This window comes from Bradyrhizobium sp. WSM2793 (genome assembly GCF_000379585.1).
In the GTDB taxonomy this organism is placed as follows: Bacteria; Pseudomonadota; Alphaproteobacteria; order Rhizobiales; family Xanthobacteraceae; genus Bradyrhizobium.
In genome coordinates, this window is the sequence record NZ_KB902788.1 from 74,514 (window position 1) to 99,364 (window position 24,851).

Consider the following 24,851-nt stretch of genomic DNA (forward strand, 5'->3'; position numbering starts at 1 on the left):
CTGCACGACAGGGCAGAACCGAGAACAACAATGAAGCCGGCCGATATCCTCATCGCCATCCTGGTGGCGATCATCTGGGGACTTGCCTTCGTGGCGAGCCGGATCGCGCTCGACGAGCTTTCGCCGGAGCTGATGACGGCGCTGCGTTTTTCCATCGCCGCGTTGCCGTGCCTGTTCATCCGCAAGCCCAAAATCGCCTGGTCGCTGCTGATCGCGATCAGCTTTACGTTGTTCCTCGGTCAATTCCTGAGCCAGGCCTATGGCATCGCCCATGGCGTGCCGGTGGGGCTGACCAGCGTCGTCGTGCAGAGCCAGGCGCTGTTCACGATCGGCTTTGCCGCGATCGCTTTTGGCGAGCGGCCGACGCCGATGCAGGCGCTCGGCGTTGGTATCGCTGCGATCGGCCTTCTGATGATCTGCGGTACGGTCGGCTATGATTTCAGCGTCGCCGCGTTTGCGGTGCTGATGATCTCGCCGATCAGCTTTGCCGTCGGCAATCTGCTGCTGCGCGGCGCCCGCGGCGTGCCGATGTTCGAACTGTTCGCATGGCTGTGCCTCGCCGCGGCCGTGCCGCTGTTCGTGCTGGCGCTGATCGCCAATGGCCCTGCGCCGACATGGACATCGCTGAGCCACATAACGCTGACAGCGGCTCTCTGCATGCTGGCGCTTGGCGGCATCTCGACCAGCATCGCCTATTGGCTCTGGGGCCGGCTGCTGCGCGACTATCCCGCCGCGCAAGTGGTGCCGTTTGCGCTGCTGGTGCCGTTCGTCGGCTCGGCCGCCTCCAGCATCGTGTTCGGCGAGCGGTTCGGACCCTTGCGGCTCGCCGGCATGCTGACCGTGATCGGTGGTATCGCGGTGATGGTGCTGGCGAAGCGGCCCAAGGCGTTACCCGAAGAACCGTTGCCGAAAACGGCGTGAGGTGAGCATGTCCCAGTCGCTGCTCTATGCCTTCCTGATCTTCATGGTCGTGATGTACTTCACGCCCGGGCCGAACAACATCATGCTGCTGTCCTCGGGCCTGACCTACGGCTTCCGGCGCACCGTTCCTCACATCGTCGGCATCGTCCTCGGCTTCGCCTTCATGGTCGCCGCCGTCGGCCTCGGGCTCGGCTCCGTGTTCCTGGCCTATCCGATCCTCCAGACCATCCTGAAATATGCCGGTGCCGCCTACCTGATCTATCTTGCCGTCGCGATCGCCATGTCCGGCCCGGCCAAGCCGGGCGAGGGGGATGGCCGCGGTCCGATGACCTTCTGGAGCGCGGCGATGTTCCAATGGATCAATGCCAAGGGCTGGGTGATCGTCATCGGCACCATCACCGCCTATGCGGCGATCGCCCAATTTCCGCTCAACATCGCGATCCAAACCGTGATCAGCCTGATCGTCGGCACCGTCTCGACCGTGGTCTGGGCCCTGTTCGGCTCCGCATTGCGGCCGGTCCTGACCTCGGAGCGGCTGGTCCGCGCCTTCAATATCCTGATGGCGATCCTGCTGCTGGCCTCCCTCTACCCCGTTTTCATGGATGCATGATGTCGCGGATTTCCATGCAGAAACGGGTTTCCCAGCCGGCTGAAAATGCTCTAGACAGCCCCCGAAATCCGCAAATTTCACCGTCCAAGACTTGAGCAGTCGGACCTGACCAACGGCCGATTCTGGCCCCTAACGAGGAAACGACCCATGCGTGTTTATTACGATCGCGACGCCGACCTGAACCTGATCAAGGGCAAGAAGGTCGCCATCGTGGGCTATGGCAGCCAGGGCCACGCCCATGCGCTCAACCTGAAGGATTCCGGCGTCAAGGATGTTGCCATTGCGCTGCGCAAGGACTCGGGCTCGGTCAAGAAGGCGGAAGCCGCCGGCTTCAAGGTGATGGAAGTCGCCGAAGCCGCCAAATGGGCCGACCTCGTCATGATGCTGACCCCGGACGAGCTCCAGGGCGATATCTATCGCGATCACCTGCACGACAACATGAAGAAGGGCGCCGCCCTCGTGTTCGCACACGGCCTCAACGTCCACTTCAACCTGCTCGACCCGCGCGCCGATCTCGACGTGCTCATGATCGCGCCGAAGGGTCCCGGCCACACCGTGCGCTCGGAATATCAGCGCGGCGGCGGCGTGCCCTGCCTGATCGCAATCGCCAAGGACGTCTCGGGCAACGCCCATGACCTCGGCCTGTCCTACGCCTCGGCTGTCGGCGGCGGCCGCGCCGGCATCATCGAGACCACCTTCAAGGAAGAGTGCGAGACCGACCTTTTCGGCGAGCAGGTGGTGCTCTGCGGCGGCCTGGTCGAGCTGATCAAGGGCGGCTACGAGACCCTGGTCGAAGCCGGCTACGCTCCGGAGATGGCCTATTTCGAGTGCCTGCACGAAGTGAAGCTGATCGTCGACCTGATTTATGAAGGCGGCATCGCCAACATGAACTACTCGATCTCCAACACCGCGGAGTACGGCGAGTACGTCACCGGCCCGCGCATCGTCACCGCCGAGACCAAGGCCGAGATGAAGCGCGTTCTCGCCGACATCCAGGGCGGCAAGTTCGCCCGCGACTGGATGCTCGAGAACAAGGTCAACCAGACCTCGTTCAAGGCGACCCGCGCCAAGCTCGCTCAGCACCCGATCGAGGAAGTCGGCGCGAAGCTGCGCGATATGATGCCCTGGATCAAGAAGGGCGCGCTGGTCGACAAGTCGAAGAACTAAGTCGTCTCCCGGACGCAGCGCATCACGCAAGTGGTGCGCTGCTGATCCGGGGTCCATTGCGGCTCCTGGGTCCCGGCTCTGCGCTCCGTTTCGCTGCGCTTGTCCGGGACATGGGCAAAAATCCAAGGCATGATCGCGGGAACTCCAGAGGAGGAAGACCATGCGATCTGTCGTCGTTACCGGTGCGTCCACAGGCATCGGCTGGGCTACTGCCAAATTCGTGCTCGGGCGCGGCTATCGCGTGTTCGGCAGCGTCCGCAAGCAGGCCGATGCCGACCGGCTTCAGGGTGAGTTTGGCGCCAATTTCACGCCGCTGCTGTTCGACGTCACCGACGAGGCCGCGGTCCTCGCTGCTGCGCGAAAAGTTCGCGAAGCGCTGAACGGTGAGACGCTGGCCGGCCTCGTCAACAATGCGGGCATCGCCGTCGCCGGTCCCGTGCTCGAATTGTCGGCGGATGATTTCCGCCGCCAGATGGACATCAATGTCATCGGCCCTGTCATCGCGACGCAGGCGTTCCGGCCGCTGCTCGGGGCCGACCCGTCGCTGAAGGGGCCGAAGGGGCGGATCGTGATGATCAGCTCGGTCGCAGGAAAGAACGGCAATCCGCTGTCGGCGCCCTACTGCACCTCCAAGCACGCCGTCGAGGGACTGTCGGAAAGCCTGCGCCGCGAATTGATGCTGTTCGGCATCGACGTCATCATCGTCGCCCCCGGCGCGGTGAAGACGCCGATCTGGAGCAAGGCCGAGCAGATCGATCTCTCCGTCTACCAGAACTCGCCCTATCTCCCGGCGCTCAACAAGGTCATGGCCTTCATGATGGATCTCGGCGCGAAGGGCCTGCCGGCCGAGCGGATCGCCGAGATCGTGTTCGAGGCGCTGACGGCGGTAAGCCCCAAGGTACGTTACCAGATCACGCCCGACCCGCTCCGCCATCTGATCGGTGCCGTACTGCCGAAACGGACGGTCGACCGGATCATCGCCAAGCGGCTCGGACTGCTGCCGCAGTAAAGGCGGGCGCTTCAGCCCGCCGCAACGGTCTGCCCGCGCGGGTGGCGGGCCATCGCGATCATGCGCAGCATCATCACGATCAGCAGCGGAATGAGGAAAGCGGCATAGAGCGGCATCGCCGGCACGCGCTTGCCGAATGACACCATGAACTGGAACCAGAGATAATAGCCGCCGACCAGGTGCAGCGTGCGCCAGGCGCGGGGGCCGATCAGCGCGGCGGTGCGGTCGAACGAGGTGGCGCTCATCGCGACGATGAAGCCATAGCCGATCCCGCCGAAGATGTAGGAGACGGCCGAGGTTGCCTCGGCAAAACTGGCAGGATCCGTCCAGGCGAAAACAACGATCGCAACGGCGTGGATGGCGTGGGAAGCCGCAAAACTGAGGCCGAGATAGCGGCGGTTGCGGCGCTGCCAGCGGGTCCATGCGTTGGGCCAAAGCCGCGCCATCGCTGCGGCGCTGAAGGCGAGGCAGAACAGCAGCAGCGAGCTGCGTGCGGTGAAGCGGATCACCATCCGCACGCCCTCGACCTCGAACTGCCGCATCGAGGCGATCCACATGCTGAGAAGGATCAGGCTGAGGGTGAGGGCGGCGAGCAGCCGCCAGCCTTCGAACCAGCTTTGACGTTGCGGCATGGTGATCTTCCTCCGTTATGTAATCATCGATTACATTTCGGCGTCGCGCAGCGGTCAATGGTGTAATCACCGCTTACATTCACGTTCGGGTGATGCTAGGAAGCGCCATGTCCGCCCGCCAGCCGTCCAAGCCGCGCGCCCGCCGCCCTGCAGCCCAGGCCAGGCCGTATCACCACGGCGACCTCCGCCGTGTCCTGATCGATGCTGCGCTGCAATTGGCGGCGGAGGGAGCGGAGGTCTCCGTCCGTGAGGCCGCGCGCCGGGCCGCGGTGTCGCCGGGCGCGCCGTTCCGGCACTTTCCAAACCGCGATGCACTGATGGCGGCGGCGGCCGAGGAGGCGCAGCGGCGTTTCCGTGCCGAGATCGAGGCCGCGCTGAGCGAGGCTCCGGCGGCCGGCCCGCTTGCCCGTTTTCGTGCCTTTGGCCTTGCTTACCTGCGCTGGGCGATGCGCAATCCCGCCCATTTCGAGATCATCTCCACCGGGCGCTATTTCGCCCATGGCAGCTCCGCGGAATTGACGCGCGACAATGCCGAGTTGATCGCGCTGACCGAGGGAATCCTGGCCGAGGCGGCGGAGCAGGGCCTGCTGCGGTCGGCGGACCGCAAGCGCATCCAGATCGCCGGCCGCGCCCTGGTCTACGGCTTCGCCCGGATGAATCTCGATGGCCACTTTCCGCGCTGGGGCGTCGAGGAGGGGGCGATCGAGCGGATGGCGGAAGGCGTGCTCGACCTCTTCATCGCCGGCATCGCAAAGCCTTAACCGAGCGAGCGGCTCGGCCCGCCGCCGTGCGGGCTTCGCCGGTCACTAACAATAAGCGAAGGTCGGGTCACCGCATGCGTTGCCTGTCCTTGACCGTTCCGTTACAGTTTTATGACACGGTGCAGGCTTCCGGCTGCTCCGGACGCCCCGTCACCGTCTCGAGGACCAGACGGCCTGGCATCACCGCGCCGGACTTGAAGTATAGCGTGTCGTCGATGGCGTCCGCGCCCAATCCAGGTCCTTCTGCCACGACCGCCGTGCTGGCGAGCGTCGCCGCGCTCGGCATCTGGCGGCTGCTCGCGGTTGCCGCGCCGCATCTGGCCGCGCTCGCGCTGATGTACCAGACCGAGACCGATTTCGGCTCGCGGCTCTCCTTCGCGCTGGCCTGGGGCATCCTCAATTTTTTCTGGATCACGCTGCTGCGCCGGCCGGCGTTATCAGGCGCGCTGTCGCTGACCATGGTCGTCGTGCTGGTGCTGCTGTCGCGGCTCAAGCACGACGTCGTCCAGATGACGGTCAACTTCATCGACCTGATGATGATCGACCGCGACACCGTCGCGTTCCTGTTCACGATCTTCCCGAATTTGCGCTGGTCGGTGATCCTGGCCGGCTTCGTCACGCTGCCGCTGATGTATGCGCTGTGGTGGCTCGATCCGTTCCGCATCCGCCGTCTGCCGGCGTTCGCCTGCAAGCTGGCCTGCCTTGCCGCGCTGGTCGGCTATTCGCTCTATCATCCGGACGAAGCCTGGCGCGGCTATTACGACGACGGCTATCTGTCGAAGTTCTTCCGATCCGGCGTCAGCTCGGTCTCCGATTTCGTGCAGTACGGCTTCATGGAATCGGCCGCCGCGACCAACGAGCGCCTCAACATGCCGCTGGTCGATTCCTGCCATCCTGCCGGACGCCGGCCGAACATCATCATGATCCATGATGAATCGAGCTTCGACATCCGCGCCGCCCAGGGCATCAAGGTGCCGCAGGGCTATGGCAGCCACTTCAAATCCTGGGACGGCAAGCAACGCACGTTCCTGGCCGAGAGCAATGGCGGGCCGAGCTGGTTCACCGAATACAACGTGCTTGCAGGCCTCTCCTCGCGCTCGTTCGGCCGCTTTGCCTATTTCGTGACGCGCATCGCCTCGAACCGCGTCGAGCGCGGGCTGCCGCTGGCGCTGCGCCGTTGCGGCTACGACACGATGTCGCTCTATCCCGCCCATGGCGGCTTCATGGCCGCGCGCAGCTTCCAACTGACGACCGGCATAGAGCGCTTCCTCGACGCCAAGGACCTCGGTGCCAAGGACGTCGAGCCCGACGGCTTCTTCTACGACAAGGCGCTCCAGCTGATGGGCCAGCAGCCGCCCAACAAGCCGCTGTTCACCTTCATCTATCTCGGTGCCAATCATTTCCCCTGGGAGACGCGCTTCCGTCCCGACCTGCTGCCGAACTGGCGCGCGCCGGGCAATGTGCCGTCCATCGACGAATATCTGCGTCGGCAGGCGATCAGCGCCGAGCAATACAAGGCGTTCGTCGCGGGCCTGAAGAAGACGTTCCCCGGCGAGCCCTTCCTGATCGTGCGCTATGGCGATCATCAACCCGAGTTCGCGCCTGCTATCCTCGAGCCCGGGCTCGACGAGGGCGCTCTCGGCAAGAAGCTGGACGCCTACGATCCGCGCCTCTACGCGACCTATTACGCGATCGACGCCGTCAATTTCGAGCCGGTGAAGAGTGCTGCCGTGATGGACACGATCGACGGCCCCTATCTGCCGCTGGTGATCCAGGAGGCCGCCGGCATCCCGCTCGATCCGTCCTTCGCCGAGCAGAAGGAGATCATGCTCCGCTGCAAGGGCGTGTTCTACAGCTGCAAGGACGGCGTCGAAGCGCGGCGGCTGAACCGCCTGCTGATCAACGCGGGGATCATCAGGGGGCTGTAGGCTCTACCGCCATCCTGAGTGGGCAAAGCGACTTGTTCGCCGTAGCTCGAAGAGCGAAGGCGGAAGCGTGCCCACCACCTCTCACACGAATCCAGCGACCGTGGGCACGGCGCTTGCGCGCCTTTGCTCACCCTACGAAATCTCAACCTACCGCCCGCCCACCTTCTCCCACAGCCACTTCGCCACCGCATCCGGCGAGGAATTCGCGTCGTTGCCGCTGGCGCGCAGGTTCGCCTCGCGCATGGTGGCGATGTCGATCTTGCCGAGCAGCGGTTGCAGTGCTGCCTTGAGCCGCTCGTCGCCGGCGCGCTTCGGTGCGAGCAGGAGGATCGCGTCGTAGGGCGGGATCGCGTGCCTGGGATCGTCGAGCGCGACAAGATCGTATTTCGCGATCAATCCGTCGCTGGTGTAGCCGGCGATCACGTCGACTTCGCCGCTCGCAACCGCTGCATACATGAAATCCGGCTGCATCTGGCGCTGGGCGCGGAACGAAAGGCCGTAGGCCTTTTGCAGCGCCGCCCATTCCGGCCGCGAGAAGAACTCGTAGTCGCCGGCAATCGATAGCGTCGATGCGTGCGCCGCGAGATCGGCAATGGTCCGGATGCCAAGCGCTTCGGCGCGCTTCTTCGGAAGCACCAACGCATAGGCGTTCTCGAAGCCGAGCTCGCCGAGCAGGGTGATGTTGTCCTTTGCCAGGCTTGCCTTCAAATCCGTCACCAGCTCTGCGCGCGGCTTGATGTCGGTGCGATGCAGCTGATTGGCCCAGAGCGTGCCGGAATAATCGACATAGAGATCGATGTCGCCGGCCTTCAACGCCCCGAAGATCACGCTGGAGCCGAGGCCCGAGCGCGTCGTCGCGGGCAGACCGGCGGCCTGGAGGCGGTCCCTGAGCAGAGCCGACAGCACATATTGCTCGGCGAACGTCTTGGCGCCGACGACATAGCCCTGCGACGAGCGTCCCATCGTCGGCACCAGCGTTGCAGCGACCAGCGCCGCGATACCGGCTGCGCCGAGCGCGGTGCGGGCGCGGCTGCGTTGGCGTAGGCCGCCCTCGATCAGGCCGAGCAGCTGATCGACGGCGAGCGCCAGCAGCGCCGAGGCAAAGCAGCCGAACAGCACGAACACCCAGTTCTGGGTTTGAAGCCCGGCAAAGATGTAATTGCCGAGGCTGGTCTGCCCGATCGGCGTCGACAGCGTCGCGGTGCCGATCACCCACACCGCGGCGGTGCGGATGCCCGCCATCATCACCGGCAGCGCCAGCGGCAGCTCGACCATGACGAGCGATTGCCGCGCGGTCATGCCGACGCCCTTGGCGGCCTCGATCAGCGCGGGATCGATGCCGTTGAGCCCGGTGATGCCGTTGCGCAGCACCGGCAGCATCGAATAGAGCGCCAGCGCCAGCATCGCCGGCAGGAAGCCGAACGCCGAGAAGGCAACACCGAACCAGGCCAGCGTCACCGAGGCGGCCAGCAGCAGCAGCGGATAGAACAGCGCGAGCAGCGCCAGGCCCGGCACCGTCTGCACGATGCTGGCGATCGCGAGCAGGATGGCTCGCGGCGCCGGGCGGTTGCGTGTCAGGATCGCCAGCGGCAGGCTGACGGCAAGGCCAAGCGCGAGCGCAGCGAGGCTCACCCGCACATGATTGCCGAGATAATCGGGCAGATGCGCCAGCGCCTCGCCCCAGCGTGGATCGGAAAACAGGCTCATGCCGCACCGCTTTGTGGCAGCAGCGCGTTCAGCCGCTCGACCTGGCGCCGCGGCGTACGCAGCAGCTCCAGCACGTAAGCGTCGCTGTTGTTCGAGAGCTCGGTGGGGGTGCCCTGCGCGAGCAGCTGTCCGCTGCGCATCACCGCGATGCGGTCGGCGAGCAGGATCGCCTCCGTCATGTCATGCGTGATCATCACGGTGGTCAGGCCGAGCTTGCGGTGCAGCGAACGATAGTCGTCGCCGAGCGCATCGCGGGTGATGGGATCGAGCGCGCCGAACGGCTCGTCCATCAGCACGATGCGGGGCCTTGCCGCCAGCGCCCGCGCCACGCCGACGCGCTGGCGCTGGCCGCCGGAGAGCGCCTCCGGCAGACGGCTGCGATGCGCGTCACGGTCGAGCTGCACGAGCTCCAGCAGCTCGTCGACGCGCGCTGCGATATCGGCCGCCGGCTGGCCCAGCAGTTTCGGCGTGATCCCGATATTGTCGGCAACGCTCAGATGCGGAAACAGCCCGCCGCTCTGGAACACGTAGCCGATCCGCCGCCGCAGCGCGACCGGATCGACGCTTTGCACGTCCTCGCCTTCGACCGTGATGGTGCCGCCCTCGGCCTCGATCAGCCGGTTGGCGAGCCGCAGCAGCGTGGTCTTGCCGGAGCCCGATCCGCCGACGATCGCCACAAATTCGCCCTCGGCGATGTCGAGCGACAAATTGTCCACGGCCTTGAGCGAGCCGAAGCTCTTGGTGACCTGGGCATAGCTGATGGCTGGTTTGGAAGGCATCGCAGGTGAGCTCGCTTTTCTCTTACCCTCCCCTGGAGGGGGAGGGTCGATCGCGCGCTGCGCGAGCGGGGTGGGGTGGTCTCTCAACCCGGGCAGTGTTGGACGTGGAGAGACCGTCACCCCACCCCGTCTCACATTTCGCTGGCGCTCATGTGAGCCGACTCTCCCCCTCCAGGGGAGGGTAAGAGCGCGGCGACGCCCATGCGTAGCACGCTCGGCGGCTTGATTGAACTTGGCCGCGCGAGCGGCTAAGGCATCGGGCCAAGTTCGGAGGGAATATATGTCAACGCCAACGGCAGTGGCGCTGGAAGATGCCAAGGTTGCGTTCCGGCTCGGGGACGGGCGGGTCTATACAGCGGTGGAAAAGGCCCACCTCACAGTGGCGCAAGGCGAGTTCGTCGCCATCGTCGGGCCCACGGGCTGCGGGAAATCGACGCTGCTCAACGTTGCGGCCGGGCTGCTGAAGCCGGCCGCCGGCAGCGTCAGGATTTTCGACCGGCCGCTCGCGGGGCTGAACCGGGATGCCGGCTACCTGTTCCAGGCCGACGCGCTGTTCCCGTGGAAGACCGCCCTCGACAATGTCGCGATCGGGCTGGAGATCAAGGGCACGCCGCGCGCCGAGGCACTGCCGCGCGCACAGAAATGGCTGACCTCGGTCGGCCTTGGCGCGTTCGCGGGTCGCTATCCGCACATGCTCTCGGGCGGCCAGCGCAAGCGCGTGGCGCTGGCGCAGGTGCTGATCCGCGATCCAAAGATCCTCTTGATGGACGAGCCGTTCGGGCCGCTCGATGCGCAGACCCGCCAGGTGATGGGCAACCTGCTGCTGGACCTCTGGAACGCCGACCGCAAGGCCGTGCTGTTCGTCACCCATGATCTCGAAGAGGCGATCGCGCTCGCCGACCGCGTCGTGATCATGTCGGCCGGGCCGTCCTCGCGCATCATCGGCGACTGGCAGGTGAGCCTGCCGCGGCCGCGCGACATCTTCGAGGTGCGACTGGACAAGGAGTTCCATGCGCTCCACCGCGAGATCTGGAGCGTGCTCAAGGACGAGGTGATGAAGGGCTACGCGCAATCCACCCAAGCGGCGGAGGCGGTCTGATGTCGCGCCCGACGCTGTTTGCGCTGCAAGTCCTGGTCGCGGTCGTCTGCATCGTGCTGTGGCAGGTGCTGTCGACCGTTCCCGTGTTCGGCAAGATCCTGCTGCCGCCGTTCTTCTTCTCCAACCCGTTCGACGTGTTCAGCCAGATCGTGAAGTGGTTCTCTTCCGGCGTGATCTGGAAGCACCTCGGCATCACGTTGGCGGAATCGATCCTCGCCTTCGTGATCGGTTCGCTCGGCGGCGTGCTGGTCGGCTTCTGGTTCGCGCGCCAGCCGATTGTAGCGGCAGTGTTCGACCCCTACGTCAAGATGGTCAACGCGCTGCCGCGCGTGGTGCTGGCGCCGATCTTCGCGCTGTGGCTGGGCCTCGGCATCTGGTCCAAGGTCGCGCTCGGCGTGACTTTGGTGTTCTTCATCGTGTTCTTCAACGTCTATCAGGGCGTCAAGGAGGTCAGCCGCACCGTGCTCGACAATGGCCGCATGCTCGGCATGAGCGAGCGGCAGCTGATGCGGCACGTCTATTGGCCCTCGGCGCTGTCCTGGATGTTCTCCTCGCTGCACACCTCGGTCGGCTTTGCCGTGGTCGGCGCGGTCGTCGGCGAATATCTGGGATCGGCAGCGGGCCTCGGCTATCTCATCCAGCAGGCGGAGGGCGTGTTCGACGTCGCCGGCGTGTTCGCCGGCATGTTCGTGCTGTCGGCGTTCGTGATCCTGATCGACTATGGGGTCACGCTGGTGGAGCGGCGCCTGTTGGTGTGGCGGCCGACGGCATCGGATGGGCGCGGCTAGGCGCGAGGCGGGACCCGCGTATCGGCGCGGGCCCCAATCGCGAATCCTCAATCCAGCAGCTTGGTGTCGTCGGGTGCCTGCGGCGGCGTCTTGATTGCGATCGCCTTGACCTGTCCGCTGATCGGCTTGGTGCCGCCATGCGGCGTGCCCTTCGGGATGATGACGAGGTCGCCCGGCTTGACCGTGACTTCCTTGTCGCCGAGCCAGATCGTGCCGGTGCCGTCCAGGATGTACTGGATCTCGTTGGTGTTGGGATGCATGTGCTTGGGCACATTGCCGACCTGGATCGAGATCGTGGCGCCGTCGGCGCTCGCGAACATTTTTGAGCGGTAGCCGACATTGTTGGCGGCGCCGAGCGCATCGCCTTCCATCTCGCCGGTGTGGATGATCTGCGCGGTGATGTTCTCGGCGGCCAGCGCCGGTCGGAGCAGCTGGTTCGCGGCGCATCCGGCGGCAAAGGCGGCGGCGATCGACAGCCCGATTGCAAGGCGATTCATGGATGATCCTCCCCATCACGAGTTTGTTGTTGTACCCGCATGCTATTGCGCCAAAAGGCCGATGGCCAGTGCCTTAGGCTACGCTTCTCAAGCCCGTCGCGCTGCTCTATGGTGCCGCCGGCCGAACGGAGGAAACCAATGAAGAACACGATTGCCAGGCTCGCCGCGGCGCTGCTCGCGCTGACGCTCACCACCGGATTTGCCGCGGCGCAAAGCAAGGTCACCATCGCGGTCGGCGGCGGCTCCTGCCTGTGCTATTTGCCGACGGTGCTGGCCAAGCAGCTCGGCGAATACGAGAAGGCCGGCCTCAGCGTCGAGCTGGTTGACCTCAAGGGCGGCTCGGACGCGCTCAAGGCCGTGCTCGGCGGCAGCGCCGACGTGGTCTCCGGCTATTTCGACCATTGCGTCAATCTGGCGGCGAAGAAGCAGGAGCTCCAGGCTTTCGTGGTCTATGACCGCTATCCCGGCCTCGTGCTCGTGGTCGCGCCCTCGCGCACCAACGACATCAAGTCGGTCAAGGATCTCGCCGGCAAGAAGGTCGGGGTCAGCGCGCCCGGTTCCTCGACCGACTTCTTCCTGAAGTACATGCTCAAGAAGAACGGCATCGATCCGACCAGCGCCGCCGTGATTGGCGTCGGCCTCGGCGCCACCGCGGTCGCCGCGATGGAGCAGGGCCAGATCGACGCGGCCGTGATGCTCGATCCCTCCGTCACCGTGCTGCAGGGCAGCCACAAGGATTTGCGCATCCTCTCCGACACGCGGACGCAGAAGGACACGCTCGAGACCTTCGGCGGCGAATATCCCGGCGGCGCGCTGTACTCGACCGCGGCCTGGGTTGCCAAGCACGAGAAGGAGACACAGGCGCTCACCAACGCGATCCTCGCCACGCTCGCCTGGATCCATTCGCACAGCCCTGAGGAGATCATGGCGAAGATGCCGGAGGAGACAGTCGGCAAGAACAAGGATCTCTATCTCGCCGCGCTGAAGAACACGATCCCGATGTACTCGGAGACCGGCAAGATGGACCCGAAGGGCGCGGATGCCGTGCTCGCGGTGTTCAGCGTCGGCTCGCCCGAGGTGGCGAACGCCAAGATCGACGTCAGCAAGACCTTCACCAACAAGTTCGTCGAGCAGGCCAAGAAGACCACGGGGAACGCCAAATAGCTGACGCGAAGGCGTGATAGTCGCCCCTCATGACGTCACCGATCATTCATCGCGTCACGACGCTTGCTCTTGCCGTGCGGCCGATCGTCTGGCCGTTCGCCGAGGAGCGCCGGGCCGAGATCGCGGCGCACTTCGCCGAAAAGCAGCGTGAGCGGCCGAAGATCTGGAACGGCCGCGTCCTGATGGGACGCGATCCCGTATTCGCGGACGGTCATTTCACTGCGACCTATTTCGAGACCGACTTCGCAAGCTTCCTTGCCTGGCGCGATTGGGGCTTTCCCGGCGCGCCCGTGTTCAACGGGTTTGGCATGGGCGCGCTGCGCACGTCCGACGGCGCCTTCCTGATGGGCGAGATGGCGCAGCACACCGCGAACGCAGGCCGCATCTATTTCCCGTCGGGCACGCCCGATCTCGACGATGTCAGGGATGGGATGCTGGACATTCCCGGCAGCGTTGTCCGCGAAATTCAGGAAGAGACCGGCTTGACGGCGGCGGACTATCGGGCCGAGCCGGACTGGTATTGCGTCGTCAGCGGCCCCACGATTGCGATGATGCAGGTGCTCAACCTCGATTTGCCCGGCGACGAGGCTCGCGCCCGGATCGAAGCCAATCTCGCCCGTGAGCACGAGCCGGAATTGTCGGCGATTCATCTCGTGCGCGGGACGGGTGATCTCACGCCGACCATGCCGCGATTTGTCACGGCCTTTATCGAGCAGCAGTTCGCCTCGCGCTGATGCGCGAGGCTTGACATCCCTGCGCTCTGCCCATGTGATGGGGGCAACCAAAAGCAAGACGAATGCAATGCACAATCGTCCAGGGAGGTTTTGATGCGCCTGCGCATGGCTGCCCGATTGGTACGTGGGCTGGTGATCGCGATATCCGCGACGAGCCTGGCGGTGGCCGCCCAGGCTCAGGACAAGAAGATCAAGATCGGCGTCGTTTTTGATTTGACCGGACCTCTGGCCGGCGGCGGTTCCGAACTCGGCTATATCGGCGCAAAGATCATCCTCGACCATTTCGCCAAGACCGGCGTCGAAGGCTACAGGATCGAGGCGGTCTATGCCGATGCGCAGAGCAAGCCCGACATCGCCATCAACGAATCCGTCCGCCTGCTTGAGCAGGAGAAGGTCGACATGGTGCTCGGCTTCTTCTCCTCGGCGCAGTGCGTGCCGGTGGCCGCCCGCGTCGAGCAGCTCAAGAAGTTCATGTGGATGACGACCTGCATCTCGTCCGCCGTGTTCAACGAGAAGGGCTACAAATACGTCTTCCGCCCGCAGGCGAGCGGCGACCAGTTCGGCATGATGACGATGGATTTCATCGCGCAGAACGCCAAGGCGAAGTTCGACAAGGAGCCGAAGGACCTGCGCGTCGCCATCATCCACGAGGACGGCGCCTATGGCGTCGACGTCTCCAAGGGCAACGAGGCAGGCGCGAAGAAAGCCGGCTTCAACGTCGTGATGAAGGAGGGCTATTCGGCGACCGCGCCCGATCTATCGGCGCTGGTGACCAAGCTCAAGCGTGCCAAGCCCGACGTGATCTTCCACACCGGCTACAACCCCGACATCACGCTGCTGCTCCGCCAGGCCCGCGAGCAGGGCCTGAAGTTCGGCGCGCTGATGGGCCATGGTGCGGGCTACGGCGTCTATGAGAAGCTGAAGGAAGGCATGGGGGCCGACGCCACCTACATCTTCAACGCCGACCCGATCTCGATCTGGCTCGCCAACCAGAAGACCATGGATCCGAAGCTCCCGCCCGTGATCAAGATGGTCGGCGAGGAGTTTGACAAGATCAGGCCCGGGGTTGCCATCCGCTCCGCCCATGTCGGCATCGGCGCGTCCAACACTTACGTGTTCATGGCCGACGTGCTGCCGCGCGCGATCAAGAAATATGGCGGTGTCGATCCCGAGGCGCTGCGCAAGGCGGCGCTCGACACCGACATCCCCGAAGGCGGCACCATGCTCGGCTTCGGCGTGAAGTTCTACGGCGAGGGCAGCCCCATGGCCGGGCAGAACGAGCGCTCGTTCCCCGTCGTGATCCAGTACATCGACGACAAATCCTCCGTGGTGTGGCCGAAGAGCCAGGCGCAGCGCGAAGCCGTGCTGCCGCTGCCGAAAGGCACCACCTACAGCAACCAATAGCGGCGGAGTGTCTGGTGCTGGAGGTCAGTGGGCTGGTGAAGCGGTTCGGCGGCTTCACCGCCGTCAACAACGTGTCGTTTCGGGTTGATCAGGGCGAGATCCTCGGCCTGATCGGGCCGAACGGTTCGGGCAAGAGCACGATCTTCAACATGCTCTCCGGCACGCTGGCGCCGACATCGGGCTCGATCGTGTTCGGCGGCTCCGAGATCGCGGGCCTCGCACCGCACCGGATCATCAACAGCGGAATCGGCCGCACCTTCCAGATTCCGCGGCCGTTCCGCCGCCTGACCATCTTCGAGAACGTCGCGCTCGCCGGCTTTTACGGCCAGGGTCGCCACAGCCGCATCAAGGCCGAGGAAGCGGCCGAACGGTCACTCGCGATGGTCGGCCTGCCGACCGATCGCCATGCCAGCGTCGATGGCCTCGGCGCAGCGGGGTTGAAGAAGCTCGAGCTTGCGAAAGCGCTCGCCACGGCGCCAAAGCTGCTGCTGGCCGACGAGAGCCTCGGCGGTCTCGACGAAACCGAGATGGATCAGGCCGCCGACATGTTGCGCAACATCCGCGACGAGCTCGGCATCACCATCATCTGGGTCGAGCACATCATGGGCGTGCTGATGCGCGTCGTCGATCGCGTCATGGTGCTCGATCACGGCGAGAAGATCTCGGAAGGCCTGCCGAGCGCGGTTGCGGGCGATCCGCGCGTCATCGAGGTCTATCTCGGCACCGATGCCGAGACCACGCAGGCCGCGGCCGCCGAAGCGCGCCGCCGCGCGGGAGGCTAGACGATGCTGGAGCTCCGCGCGGTCAATGCCGGCTATGGCACGTTCCAGGCGCTGTTCGATGTCAATCTCGACGTGAAGGCCGGCGAAGCCGTCGGCGTCATCGGCCCCAATGGCGCCGGCAAGACCACCCTGATGCGCGTCGTCTCCGGCCTGATCCGGCCCTCGCGCGGCTCGATCCGGATGGAGGTGACCGACGTCGTGGCAACGCCGCCGCACAAGATCGTCAGCCTCGGCATTGCGCATGTGCCGGAAAACCGGCGGCTGTTTCCGCAGCTCTCGGTCGACGACAATCTCAAGATGGGCGCCTTCATGAAGGAGGCGCGCAGTCAGTATGCCGAGCGGCTCGAAGTGGTGTTCGACCTGTTTCCGCGCCTGAAGGAACGGCGCCACCAGATGGCCGGCACCATGTCTGGCGGCGAGCAGCAGATGTGCGCGATCGGCCGTGCGCTGATGTCCAATCCAAAGCTGCTGCTGCTCGACGAGCCCTCGGCCGGCCTCGCGCCGGTCGTGGTGCAGCAGGTGTTCGAGCTGGTGAAGCGGATCCGCGCCAGCGGGCTGACCGTGCTGATCGTGGAGCAGAACGTGCAGCAAGTGCTGAAAGTGGTCGATCGCGCCTATCTGATCGAGGCAGGTACCATCCGGGCATCCGGCACGTCCGCCGAGATGCTGGCGAGCGACACGGTCAAAGAGGCGTATCTCGGGGTGTGAGGGGCATGCAGGCATTCTTGGACGTCTTCGACATCTATCTGCTGGAGGCCGTGATCAACGGCATCCTGCTCGGCGGCGTGCTGGCGCTGCTCGCGCTCGGGCTGAACCTGATCTTCGGCGTGATCGACGTGACCTGGATCTGCTATGCCGAGCTGGTGATGATCGGCATGTACGCCATGTATTTCATGGTGCAGTATTACGGCGTCAGCTATTTCGTCGCCGCGCCCTTCACTATCGTGCTGGTCGCGATCCTCGGCGCGGCGCTGCATTACCTCGTGATCGCGCCGCTGTTGACTGCGCCGCCGATCAACCAGCTGCTTGCGACCGGCGGCGTGCTGTTCGTGCTGCAGAGCTTTGCCACCGTCGCCTTCGGCATCGATTTCCGAAATCTCGGCATCCGCCTGCCGGTGCTCGCCCTCGGCGACATGAATTTCAGCTACGCGCGGCTACTGTCGTTCCTGGCCGCGCTGGTCGGCATGGTCGCCGTCTATCTGTTCATGACGCGCACCTTTACCGGCACCGCGATCCGCGCCATCTCGCAGGACCGGCAGATCATGGCGTTGATGGGCGTCGACACCAAGCGGATCTATCTCATCACCTCCGCGCTCGGCGGCGCGCTCGCGGGGCTCGCCGCCTGCCTGCTGGTGCTGCAATATGACGTGCATCCATTCGTCGGCCTGTCCTTCGGGCCGATCACCTTCCTGATCTGCGTGCTCGGCGGGCTCGGCAATTTCATCGGCGGCTTCATCGCCGCCTTCGTGTTCGCCGAGATCATCTCGCTCGGCGGCCTGTTCTCCGACCTGGAATGGGGTTATGTGCTCGCCTTCGCCTTTTTCATCGTCATGATGTTCATCCGGCCCGCGGGCCTGCTCGCGAGGCGCCGATGATGGGGCAGGGGCGGCTTGCGGCATGGGGAATTGGGCTGGCGGCGCTGGTCGCGCTGCCCTTCGTCTATCGCGATCCCTATCATCTGCACATCCTGGTGCTGATCCTGATCTGGTCGTTCGCCTACACGTCGTGGTCGATGATGGGGCGGTTCGGCCTCGTCTCGCTCGGCCATGGCGGCTTCATGGGGATCGGCGCCTATGTCACCGCGCTGCTCTGGAATCACCTCGGCGTGTCGCCCTGGATCGGCATTCCCGTCAGCATGGTCGCTGCCGGCGCACTGGCGCTGATCGTCGGTTATCCCTGCTTCCGCTTCCGCATCACCGGACACTATTTCGTGCTGGTGACGCTGGCGCTGTCGGGCATCGTGCTCCAGGTTATCACTGCGACGCGCGACTACACCGGCGGCTCGCTGGGCTACACGCCGAATCGAACCTCGGGCAACAAGCTGCTGGCACTGCAGTTCGACGACAAGACGACCTGGTATCTGATTGCGCTCGGGGTCTGGCTGTTCGGCATCGTGGTCTGGCACTGGGTCGACCGCAGCATGAGCCGCTATGCGCTGGAGGCGATCTCGGAGGACGAGGACGCAGCCGCCGCCGCCGGCGTCGACGTCACCGCGGAAAAGCTGAAGATCACGCTGCTTAGTGCCCTGATGACGGCGCTCGCGGGCGCGATCTACTGCCAGTACCAGATGTTCATCACGCCCGACACCGTCAGCGGCATCGCGGTGTCGCTGCAGATGGTGTTCGCGGCCATCGTGGGTGGCCTGTTCGTCTCGCTCGGTCCGACCTTTGGCGCCGTGATCACCATCCTGCTGGCGGAAACCCTTCGCATCGGCTTCGGCACCAAGGCGGTCGGCTGGGACAATCTCGTCTACGGCGTGCTGCTGGTCCTTTTCATCATATTCCTTCCCAAGGGCATCCTTGGTAGCTTGCTCGACCGACTGAAGCCGCAACCCAAGGTGCCCCGCGCTCATGAGCAAGAAGCCGTCCAAATCGCTCGCCCAGGAACTTGACCGCTACATCACGCCGTTCCGCTACGATGGATCGGGCAAGTTTCATCTCAAGGCGCACAAGACCGACGAGAAGGGCGATCTCGACAAGGAGAAGTCGTTGGCGATTCTCGACGCCAACAAGAAGCGGCTGATCGGGTTTCAGGAGAAGCTCTATGCCCAGGACCGCTGGTCGCTCCTGATCGTATTTCAGGCCATGGACGCCGGCGGCAAGGACAGCGCCATCAAGGCGATCTTCGAGGGCATCAACCCGCAGGGCTGCGAGGTGACCGCCTTCAAGGCGCCGAGCAAGAACGAGCTCGACCACGATTTCCTTTGGCGGCACGCGGTCGCGCTGCCCGAACGCGGCCATATCGGCATCTTCAATCGCTCGCACTACGAGGAATGCCTCGTCACGCGCGTTCATCCGCAACTTCTGGCCAACGAGAAGCTGCCGTCAAAGCTCCTCACCAAGAACATCTGGAACGAGCGGTTCGAGGACATTGCCGCCTGGGAGCGATATCTCTGCCGCAACGGCACCGTGGTGCTGAAGTTCTTCCTCAACGTCTCCAGAGAGGAGCAGCGCAAGCGCTTCCTCGACCGGCTGGAGGAGCCGGCCAAGCAATGGAAGTTCTCGATGGACGACATCAAGGAGCGCGCGCTGTGGCCGCGCTACCAGGCGGTCTACCAGGATATCGTCCGGCACACCTCTACGCCGCATGCGCCGTGGTACGTCGTGCCCGCGGACCACAAATGGTTCGCGCGCGTCGTGATCGGCTCGGTGATCAATGCCGCGCTCGAAAAGCTCGACCTGCGTTTCCCCCGCGCCGACAAGGCCTCGGTGGCGGAGTTCGACGAGGTGCGCAAGGCCTTGGAGAAAGAGGGGACGGGAGGCAAGAAGAAAGCAAAGTGACAGCCAATCGGACCGCCGACCGCAAGACCATCAATTTCGCGCTCCAGGGCGGCGGCGCGCACGGCGCCTTCGTCTGGGGCGTGCTCGACCAGGTGCTCGAAGACGGCAGGCTCACGATCGAGGCGGTCAGCGCGACCAGTGCCGGCGCCATGAATGCGGTGGCGATGGCTTCCGGCATGGCGCACGGGGGTGCGGAGGCCGCGCGGGAGAGCCTGCACGCATTCTGGTACGAAGTGTCTCGCATGGACATGGCATACGATTTGATGTCGCCGCTGAACCAGTGGATCCAGGCCCTGAAGCTGCCGCCGGAATATCATCCGGTTCACGCCGTCATCCACACGTTGACGCACACGCTGCCGCCGGGTCTGCTCAATCCCTTTCATTTTAATCCGCTCCGGTCGCTCTTGCAGCGGGTCGTCGATTTCGATCGGCTCAATTCCTCGCCCGAGGCACCGCAACTGTTCCTCAACGCGACCAACGTCCGCACCGGCAAGATCAAGGTATTTCAGAGCCCGCATCTCACCGCAGATACCGTGCTGGCCTCGGCCTGCCTGCCACCCTATTTCCAGGCCGTCGAGATCGACGGCGAGCATTATTGGGACGGCGGCTACCTCGGCAATCCCGCGATCTTCCCGCTGATCTACCGCAAGGGCAGCCACGACGTCGTCGTCGTGCAGGTCACGGCCATCCGGCGCGACGAGCTGCCGACGAGCGCGGCCGACGTCCTCCATCGCATCAACGAGATCAGCTTCAATTCGTCCCTGATGCGCGAGATGCGCGCGATCGCCTTCGCCACACGGCTGATCGACGATGACGAGCTCGACAGCGGCAAGCACAGCCGCATGTACATGCACTGGATCGGCAACGACCAGCTGATGTCGCAGCTCGGCACGGCCACGCAATTCCATCCCGAATGGAGCCTGTTGTGCCGCCTGCGCGACGAGGGCCGTTCGGCGGCGCGAAGCTGGCTGGCGCGCAACTTCGACCAGGTCGGGATCGCCTCGACGGTGGACCTGGCCGACATGTTTCTCTAGGCCTCAGACAAAAACTACGAAAACAACCCCATGCACAGTAGCCGGGCGCAGCGAAATCAATGGCTTGCCGGCGGGTGTCGTATGAATGTGGATTTTGCGAAATGGACTTGATGCGTCGGGCAAAACAGATGCTGCGCCAAACCCTGCGGAACTAACGCCTCCAATTGTGATCGCGCGCTTGTCGATCCCGCTTGACAGTTTTGTGGCACAGGAGGAGCATTCCGCTGGTCGCAAACAAGCGACGCGCAACGTCCACCTCATGAGCAAGGGGAGGTCTATGACTCCACCTCCGCAAATCCAGCCGCGTTAAGTGCGATGGAGCTCGTTCGGACTATCGCATAGCGGCGGAAACCGCGAACGGCACGCCGGGTCAAGGTTTAGCGGGCTGCATCAGTGAGGCAGAGCCCCTACCTTCCCGGCGCTGTATTTTGCATCACATCGATCGTGTCCGGATGGCCAAGACGAGGCTGACCGCGACAGGTGGTTTTGACATCCTGCTTTTCTCCTCCACCTTCCTCCTTGCCGTCATTCCGGGCCGCCTCCCGGAATGACGGAGGGTGTTGCATGGCACGTCGGCTGGCCCGAGCGCGTCTCGAGCCATGGCCGCAGCGCAATTGCCAGGCAACTGACCCGCGCCGATGTTGCGGTTCCCCGATCTTCGCATTGCGGCAAATGCCAAGAGAATGTCGCCTCAAAGGCCAACTTCCGACACAGGCCGGAGGCGAATAGCTGCGATCCGACATGACGCGTGTGCTTCGGCGGCGACGGTCCCGACGCCGCCGGCTCATTCATTTTTTCCAGGGAATCCTCGTGTCGCATAAGCTTGCCCCGGCGGTCCTCGCCGCTCTCTTCCTCGCGATCTCCTCTTTCTCCGGCATCCGCGCCGAAACGCCTCGGCCGGCGACCAACAATGCTGCCGCACTGTCGCCCGACGAAGCCAGGCGCGCGCTGGAGACGCTCCAGGACGACAAGAAGCGCGCGCAGATGATCGATACGCTGCGCGCGATCGCGAGTGCGTCCGGTCAGCAGCAGCCTGCGCCGCCCGCGCCTGAGCAGAAGTCGCCGATCCCGCTCTCCGCCGACGGCCTCGGCGCGCAACTCCTGCTCACGGTGTCGGAGGAGATCGGCGCGATCTCGAGCGAGATCGCCAGCATGGCGCGGACGCTCACGCACTTCCCGGCCTTCTACTACTGGTTCCTGCGGACTGCGAACGATCCTGCCGCCTACAATCTTCTGATCGAGATCGCCTGGAAGCTGGCGCTGGTGCTCGGCTGCGCCCTTGTGGCCGAGTGGGTGATCTTTCGCCTGATCCGCCGCCCGGTTGCGTTCCTGGAAGGACGCGTGCCGCAAACCGCGCACCTGCCGGCACAGGTGATCCCCATTGCCGACCCGCCGTCCTCAACGGCCGATGTCACGCCCGCGCCCGACTTGAATAAGCGACGCCACAGCCTCGCGCGCGTGTGGCAGGTTCTGTTGCGGCTGCCCTTCGTACTGGGACGTCTCGTGCTCGAACTGCTGCCGGTGGTCATCTTCGTCGGCGTCGCCACCGCGCTGCTCGGCACCGAGATCGGCGAGCCCACGACCGTTCGCCTCGTGATCCTCGCGGTGGTCAATGCCTATGCCTTCTCGCGCGGACTCATCTGCGTGATCCGGGCGCTGGCGGGACCGTTCGGGCTGTTTCCGGTCCGGGCCGAGACCGCGGCCTATATCGAGATCTGGGCGCGCCGCATCGTCGGCGTCGGCGTCTCCGGCATCGCCTTTGCCAATGTGGCCCTGCTGCTCGGCCTGCATCGTACCGGTTATGCGGCGCTGCTGCGCATGGTGATGCTGGTCGTGCACCTCTTCATCGTCGTCATCATCCTGCAATGCCGCCGGCAGGTCGCCGAGGCCATCCGTGCGCCGGCCGAGCGGCAGGGCATCGCGGCCCGCCTGCGCAACCGCGTCGCCGGCGGCTGGCACTATCTCGCCATCGCGCTCGATCTTGCGCTGTGGGCGGTGTGGGCGCTCAACATCCGCAACGGCTATTCCCTGCTTTTGCAGTATTTCGTCGGTACGGTCGTGGTGGCGCTGGTCACGCGCGTCGCCATCATGCTGACGCTCAGCCTGATCGACCGCGGCTTCCGCATCAAGCCGGAGATCCTCCAGCGCTTTCCCGGTCTCGAGATCCGCGCCAACCGCTATCTGCCGCTGCTGCGCAAGATCGTATCCGGCGTGATCGGCTTCATCGGCTTCGTCGCCGTGCTCGAGGTCTGGGGCGTGGACGCCATCGTCTGGTTCTATGGCGGCCAGATCGGCAGCCGGCTGATCTCGGCCGTGGTGACGATCGGCCTTGCCGTCCTGATCGCAGCGGCGATCTGGGAAGCCAGCAACGCGCTGCTGGACCGCCAGATCAACACGCTGTCGCGGGACGGGCACTACGCCCGTGCCGCGCGGTTGCGCACCTTCCAGCCGATGCTGCGCACGGCGCTGCTGTGCCTGATCGCCACCGTCGTCGGCCTCACCGCGTTGAGCGAGATCGGCGTCAATGTCGCGCCGCTGCTCGCGGGCGCCGGCATCGTCGGCATCGCCATCGGTTTCGGCTCGCAGAAGCTGGTGCAGGATCTCATCACCGGTCTCTTTTTGCTGCTGGAGAACACGGTGCAGGTCGGCGACAATGTCAGCGTGTCGGGGCTGTCGGGCGTGGTCGAGAACGTCTCGATCCGCACCATCCGTCTGCGCGCCGGCGACGGCGCCGTGCACATCGTGCCGTTCAGCGCGGTCACGACCATCACCAATGCCAGCCGCGGCGCCGGCAACGCCTCGGTCAGCGTCAACGTCGCCTACAAGGAAGACACCGACCGCGCCGGCCAGATCCTCAAGGACATCGTCGACGAGATGCGCCGCGAACCGGAATTCCGCCCGCTGATCCGCGGCGACCTCGATCTGTGGGGCATCGACAAGGTCGACGGCGCGATGGTGTCGATCGTCGGCCAGATCCGCTGCACCGAGGCCGGGCGCTGGCCGGTCCAGCGCGAATTCAACCGCCGCATGAAGCTGCGCTTCCAGCAGAACGGTATCGACGTCGCTTCCGCCACCCAGACCATCCTGATGCACGTCGTGCCGCCGGCAGATGGCGCGGCCAATCTGACGCCGCGGCGGGCCGCCGGATAGCAGTCAACTTACCGCTTGCCTCGGCCCGCCCGGCAGCGTTCACTCGCCCTACAGCCCGCTGCCGACATGCGGGCGGCAAAAAGGGTGGGAGAGGCTGATGCGGGGGCTGTGGGCCGTGTTGCGCGGTCATGTGATCGTCGTTGGCGCGTTGATTGGATGCGCGATGTGGTGCGCACCGGCAAGCGCCCAGTCATCGCGCCCCATAACCCTCATCGTACCGTTCGCGGCGGGAGGCCCGACCGACACGCTGGCGCGAATCCTGTCCGAGCGAATCGCCGCCGCGCTGCACACCACGGTCGTGGTCGAGAACGTGGCGGGCGCATCCGGCAGCATCGCCGGCGCGCGCGTTGCACGCGCGACACCCGACGGCACCACGATCACCATCGGCCATTGGGGCACCCATGTGCTGAACGGCGCGATCTTCAAGCTGCCCTATGACGTGGTCGCCGATTTTGAGCCGGTCGCAATGATCGCGATGGGAACGCAGCTCATCGTCGGCAGGAAGTCGCTCGAGGCGAACAGCCTGAAAGAGATGATCGCCTGGCTGAAGGCCAACCCCGGCAAGGCCACCGCCGGGACGGCCGGGGCCGGCACGGGCGCACATGTCGCCGGCGTCTTCTTCAAGGACAAGACCGGCACCGACTTCCAGTTCGTGCCCTATCGCGGCGCAGGACCTGCCATGATCGATCTCGTCGCCGGGCAGATCGACATCATGTTCGACCAGGCCTCGAACTCGCTGCCGCACGTCAAGAGCGGCGCGATCAAGGCCTTCGCGGTGACTTCGCCGACGCGGCTCGCGTCTGCGCCCGATGTGCCGACCGTCGACGAAGCGGGCCTGCCCGGCCTTTACATCTCCTATTGGCACGGCATCTGGGCACCGAAGAACACGCCGAAGGACATCGTCACCAAGCTCAACGCGGCCATCATCGCCGTGCTCGCCGAGCCCGCCGTCAAGCAGCGCTTTGCCGAACTGGGGCAGGAGATTCCGCACCCGGCGCAGCAGACGCCCGCAGCGCTTGCGGCGTTCCAGAAGGCCGAGACCGAGAAATGGTGGCCGATCGTGAAGGCTGCCGATATCAAGCCGGAATAGCCTTGCGACGTTAACCTTTTCGCGTGCGACTGCCTGTCGTTCGCGAGAGTCTCGCTGCGGTGCGAGATCACAATCGATGCCTCCGTCGCTACGTC

The 24,851-nt window shown here is 64.9% G+C and carries 23 protein-coding genes; 19 read left to right on the forward strand and 4 right to left on the reverse strand.

The genetic code is table 11. From position 1 onward, the window contains the following. Positions 1 to 30: 30 nt before the first annotated feature. The 4 genes from A3AS_RS0122000 to A3AS_RS0122020 all read left to right on the forward strand — a co-directional run bounded on the left by A3AS_RS0122000 (position 31) and on the right by A3AS_RS0122020 (position 3,707). Positions 31 to 921 (forward strand): EamA family transporter, encoded by an 891-nt coding sequence (locus A3AS_RS0122000; protein ID WP_018319723.1) that lies wholly within the window; start codon positions 31 to 33, stop codon positions 919 to 921. Positions 922 to 928: 7 nt separating this feature from the next. Beyond that, positions 929 to 1,531 (forward strand): LysE family translocator, encoded by a 603-nt coding sequence (locus A3AS_RS0122005; RefSeq protein ID WP_018319724.1) that lies wholly within the window; start codon positions 929 to 931, stop codon positions 1,529 to 1,531. A gap of 147 nt (positions 1,532 to 1,678) precedes the next feature. Beyond that, on the forward strand, positions 1,679 to 2,698 hold the full coding sequence (gene ilvC, locus A3AS_RS0122010) for a ketol-acid reductoisomerase (RefSeq protein ID WP_018319725.1): 1,020 nt from the start codon (positions 1,679 to 1,681) through the stop codon (positions 2,696 to 2,698). Between the two features lie 160 nt (positions 2,699 to 2,858). Further along, on the forward strand, positions 2,859 to 3,707 hold the full coding sequence (locus tag A3AS_RS0122020; protein WP_018319726.1) for an SDR family oxidoreductase: 849 nt from the start codon (positions 2,859 to 2,861) through the stop codon (positions 3,705 to 3,707). 11 nt (positions 3,708 to 3,718) lie between these two features. On the opposite strand, the gene A3AS_RS0122025 is transcribed toward A3AS_RS0122020, so the two are convergent. After that, the gene (locus A3AS_RS0122025; RefSeq protein WP_018319727.1) at positions 3,719 to 4,339 is read right to left on the reverse strand and encodes a hypothetical protein; all 621 of its coding nucleotides are present in this window, start codon (positions 4,337 to 4,339) and stop codon (positions 3,719 to 3,721) included. Positions 4,340 to 4,446: 107 nt separating this feature from the next. Here A3AS_RS0122025 and A3AS_RS0122030 point away from each other — a divergent pair, with 107 nt between their 5' ends. Continuing rightward, positions 4,447 to 5,100, forward strand: a complete 654-nt coding sequence (locus tag A3AS_RS0122030; RefSeq protein WP_049814949.1) for a TetR/AcrR family transcriptional regulator — start codon at positions 4,447 to 4,449, stop codon at positions 5,098 to 5,100. A gap of 215 nt (positions 5,101 to 5,315) precedes the next feature. Then, positions 5,316 to 7,028, forward strand: a complete 1,713-nt coding sequence (locus tag A3AS_RS0122040; RefSeq protein WP_018319730.1) for a sulfatase-like hydrolase/transferase — start codon at positions 5,316 to 5,318, stop codon at positions 7,026 to 7,028. A 147-nt stretch (positions 7,029 to 7,175) separates the two neighbouring features. On the opposite strand, the gene A3AS_RS0122045 is transcribed toward A3AS_RS0122040, so the two are convergent. Both A3AS_RS0122045 and A3AS_RS0122050 read right to left on the reverse strand, forming a co-directional pair. Continuing rightward, the gene (locus A3AS_RS0122045) at positions 7,176 to 8,735 is read right to left on the reverse strand and encodes a glycine betaine ABC transporter substrate-binding protein (protein WP_018319731.1); all 1,560 of its coding nucleotides are present in this window, start codon (positions 8,733 to 8,735) and stop codon (positions 7,176 to 7,178) included. Continuing rightward, the gene (locus A3AS_RS0122050; protein WP_018319732.1) at positions 8,732 to 9,514 is read right to left on the reverse strand and encodes an ABC transporter ATP-binding protein; all 783 of its coding nucleotides are present in this window, start codon (positions 9,512 to 9,514) and stop codon (positions 8,732 to 8,734) included. Before A3AS_RS0122050 ends, A3AS_RS0122045 begins: the two co-directional genes overlap by 4 nt. A 280-nt stretch (positions 9,515 to 9,794) precedes the next feature. Between A3AS_RS0122050 and A3AS_RS0122055 the strand changes: the two genes are divergently transcribed. Beyond that, positions 9,795 to 10,613, forward strand: coding sequence for an ABC transporter ATP-binding protein (locus A3AS_RS0122055; RefSeq protein WP_018319733.1), 819 nt, complete (start codon positions 9,795 to 9,797; stop codon positions 10,611 to 10,613). After that, positions 10,613 to 11,401 (forward strand): ABC transporter permease, encoded by a 789-nt coding sequence (locus A3AS_RS0122060; RefSeq protein WP_018319734.1) that lies wholly within the window; start codon positions 10,613 to 10,615, stop codon positions 11,399 to 11,401. The genes A3AS_RS0122055 and A3AS_RS0122060 overlap by 1 nt, the downstream gene beginning before the upstream one ends. Positions 11,402 to 11,448: 47 nt before the next feature. Here the strand turns inward: A3AS_RS0122060 and A3AS_RS0122065 are convergent, their stop codons facing one another. Further along, positions 11,449 to 11,898, reverse strand: coding sequence for a cupin domain-containing protein (locus A3AS_RS0122065; protein WP_018319735.1), 450 nt, complete (start codon positions 11,896 to 11,898; stop codon positions 11,449 to 11,451). A 138-nt stretch (positions 11,899 to 12,036) separates the two neighbouring features. On the opposite strand from A3AS_RS0122065, the gene A3AS_RS0122070 reads away from it, so the two are divergent. The 11 genes from A3AS_RS0122070 (at position 12,037) to A3AS_RS0122125 (ending at position 24,756) form a co-directional block, all read left to right on the forward strand. Continuing rightward, on the forward strand, positions 12,037 to 13,062 hold the full coding sequence (locus A3AS_RS0122070; protein ID WP_026202243.1) for an ABC transporter substrate-binding protein: 1,026 nt from the start codon (positions 12,037 to 12,039) through the stop codon (positions 13,060 to 13,062). Between the two features lie 29 nt (positions 13,063 to 13,091). Then, complete coding sequence (locus tag A3AS_RS0122075; protein WP_018319737.1) at positions 13,092 to 13,796, forward strand: NUDIX hydrolase; 705 nt, start codon at positions 13,092 to 13,094, stop codon at positions 13,794 to 13,796. A 93-nt stretch (positions 13,797 to 13,889) separates the two neighbouring features. Continuing rightward, positions 13,890 to 15,200 carry an ABC transporter substrate-binding protein gene (locus A3AS_RS0122080; protein ID WP_018319738.1) on the forward strand — a complete coding sequence of 437 codons (1,311 nt, stop codon included), beginning with the start codon at positions 13,890 to 13,892 and terminating at the stop codon, positions 15,198 to 15,200. A 14-nt stretch (positions 15,201 to 15,214) separates the two neighbouring features. Next, positions 15,215 to 15,982, forward strand: a complete 768-nt coding sequence (locus A3AS_RS0122085) for an ABC transporter ATP-binding protein (RefSeq protein WP_018319739.1) — start codon at positions 15,215 to 15,217, stop codon at positions 15,980 to 15,982. Between the two features lie 3 nt (positions 15,983 to 15,985). Then, positions 15,986 to 16,690 carry an ABC transporter ATP-binding protein gene (locus A3AS_RS0122090; RefSeq protein ID WP_018319740.1) on the forward strand — a complete coding sequence of 235 codons (705 nt, stop codon included), beginning with the start codon at positions 15,986 to 15,988 and terminating at the stop codon, positions 16,688 to 16,690. A 5-nt stretch (positions 16,691 to 16,695) separates the two neighbouring features. Continuing rightward, on the forward strand, positions 16,696 to 17,577 hold the full coding sequence (locus A3AS_RS0122095; RefSeq protein ID WP_018319741.1) for a branched-chain amino acid ABC transporter permease: 882 nt from the start codon (positions 16,696 to 16,698) through the stop codon (positions 17,575 to 17,577). Then, on the forward strand, positions 17,574 to 18,593 hold the full coding sequence (locus A3AS_RS0122100; RefSeq protein ID WP_026202244.1) for a branched-chain amino acid ABC transporter permease: 1,020 nt from the start codon (positions 17,574 to 17,576) through the stop codon (positions 18,591 to 18,593). The genes A3AS_RS0122095 and A3AS_RS0122100 overlap by 4 nt, the downstream gene beginning before the upstream one ends. Next, on the forward strand, positions 18,553 to 19,482 hold the full coding sequence (locus A3AS_RS0122105; protein ID WP_018319743.1) for a polyphosphate kinase 2 family protein: 930 nt from the start codon (positions 18,553 to 18,555) through the stop codon (positions 19,480 to 19,482). The genes A3AS_RS0122100 and A3AS_RS0122105 overlap by 41 nt, the downstream gene beginning before the upstream one ends. Beyond that, positions 19,479 to 20,516, forward strand: a complete 1,038-nt coding sequence (locus A3AS_RS0122110; RefSeq protein WP_018319744.1) for a patatin-like phospholipase family protein — start codon at positions 19,479 to 19,481, stop codon at positions 20,514 to 20,516. Before A3AS_RS0122105 ends, A3AS_RS0122110 begins: the two co-directional genes overlap by 4 nt. An 810-nt stretch (positions 20,517 to 21,326) precedes the next feature. Beyond that, positions 21,327 to 23,666 carry a mechanosensitive ion channel domain-containing protein gene (locus A3AS_RS0122120; protein ID WP_018319746.1) on the forward strand — a complete coding sequence of 780 codons (2,340 nt, stop codon included), beginning with the start codon at positions 21,327 to 21,329 and terminating at the stop codon, positions 23,664 to 23,666. 97 nt (positions 23,667 to 23,763) lie between these two features. Beyond that, positions 23,764 to 24,756 (forward strand): tripartite tricarboxylate transporter substrate binding protein, encoded by a 993-nt coding sequence (locus A3AS_RS0122125; protein ID WP_018319747.1) that lies wholly within the window; start codon positions 23,764 to 23,766, stop codon positions 24,754 to 24,756. The last annotated feature ends 95 nt before the right edge of the window (positions 24,757 to 24,851 follow it).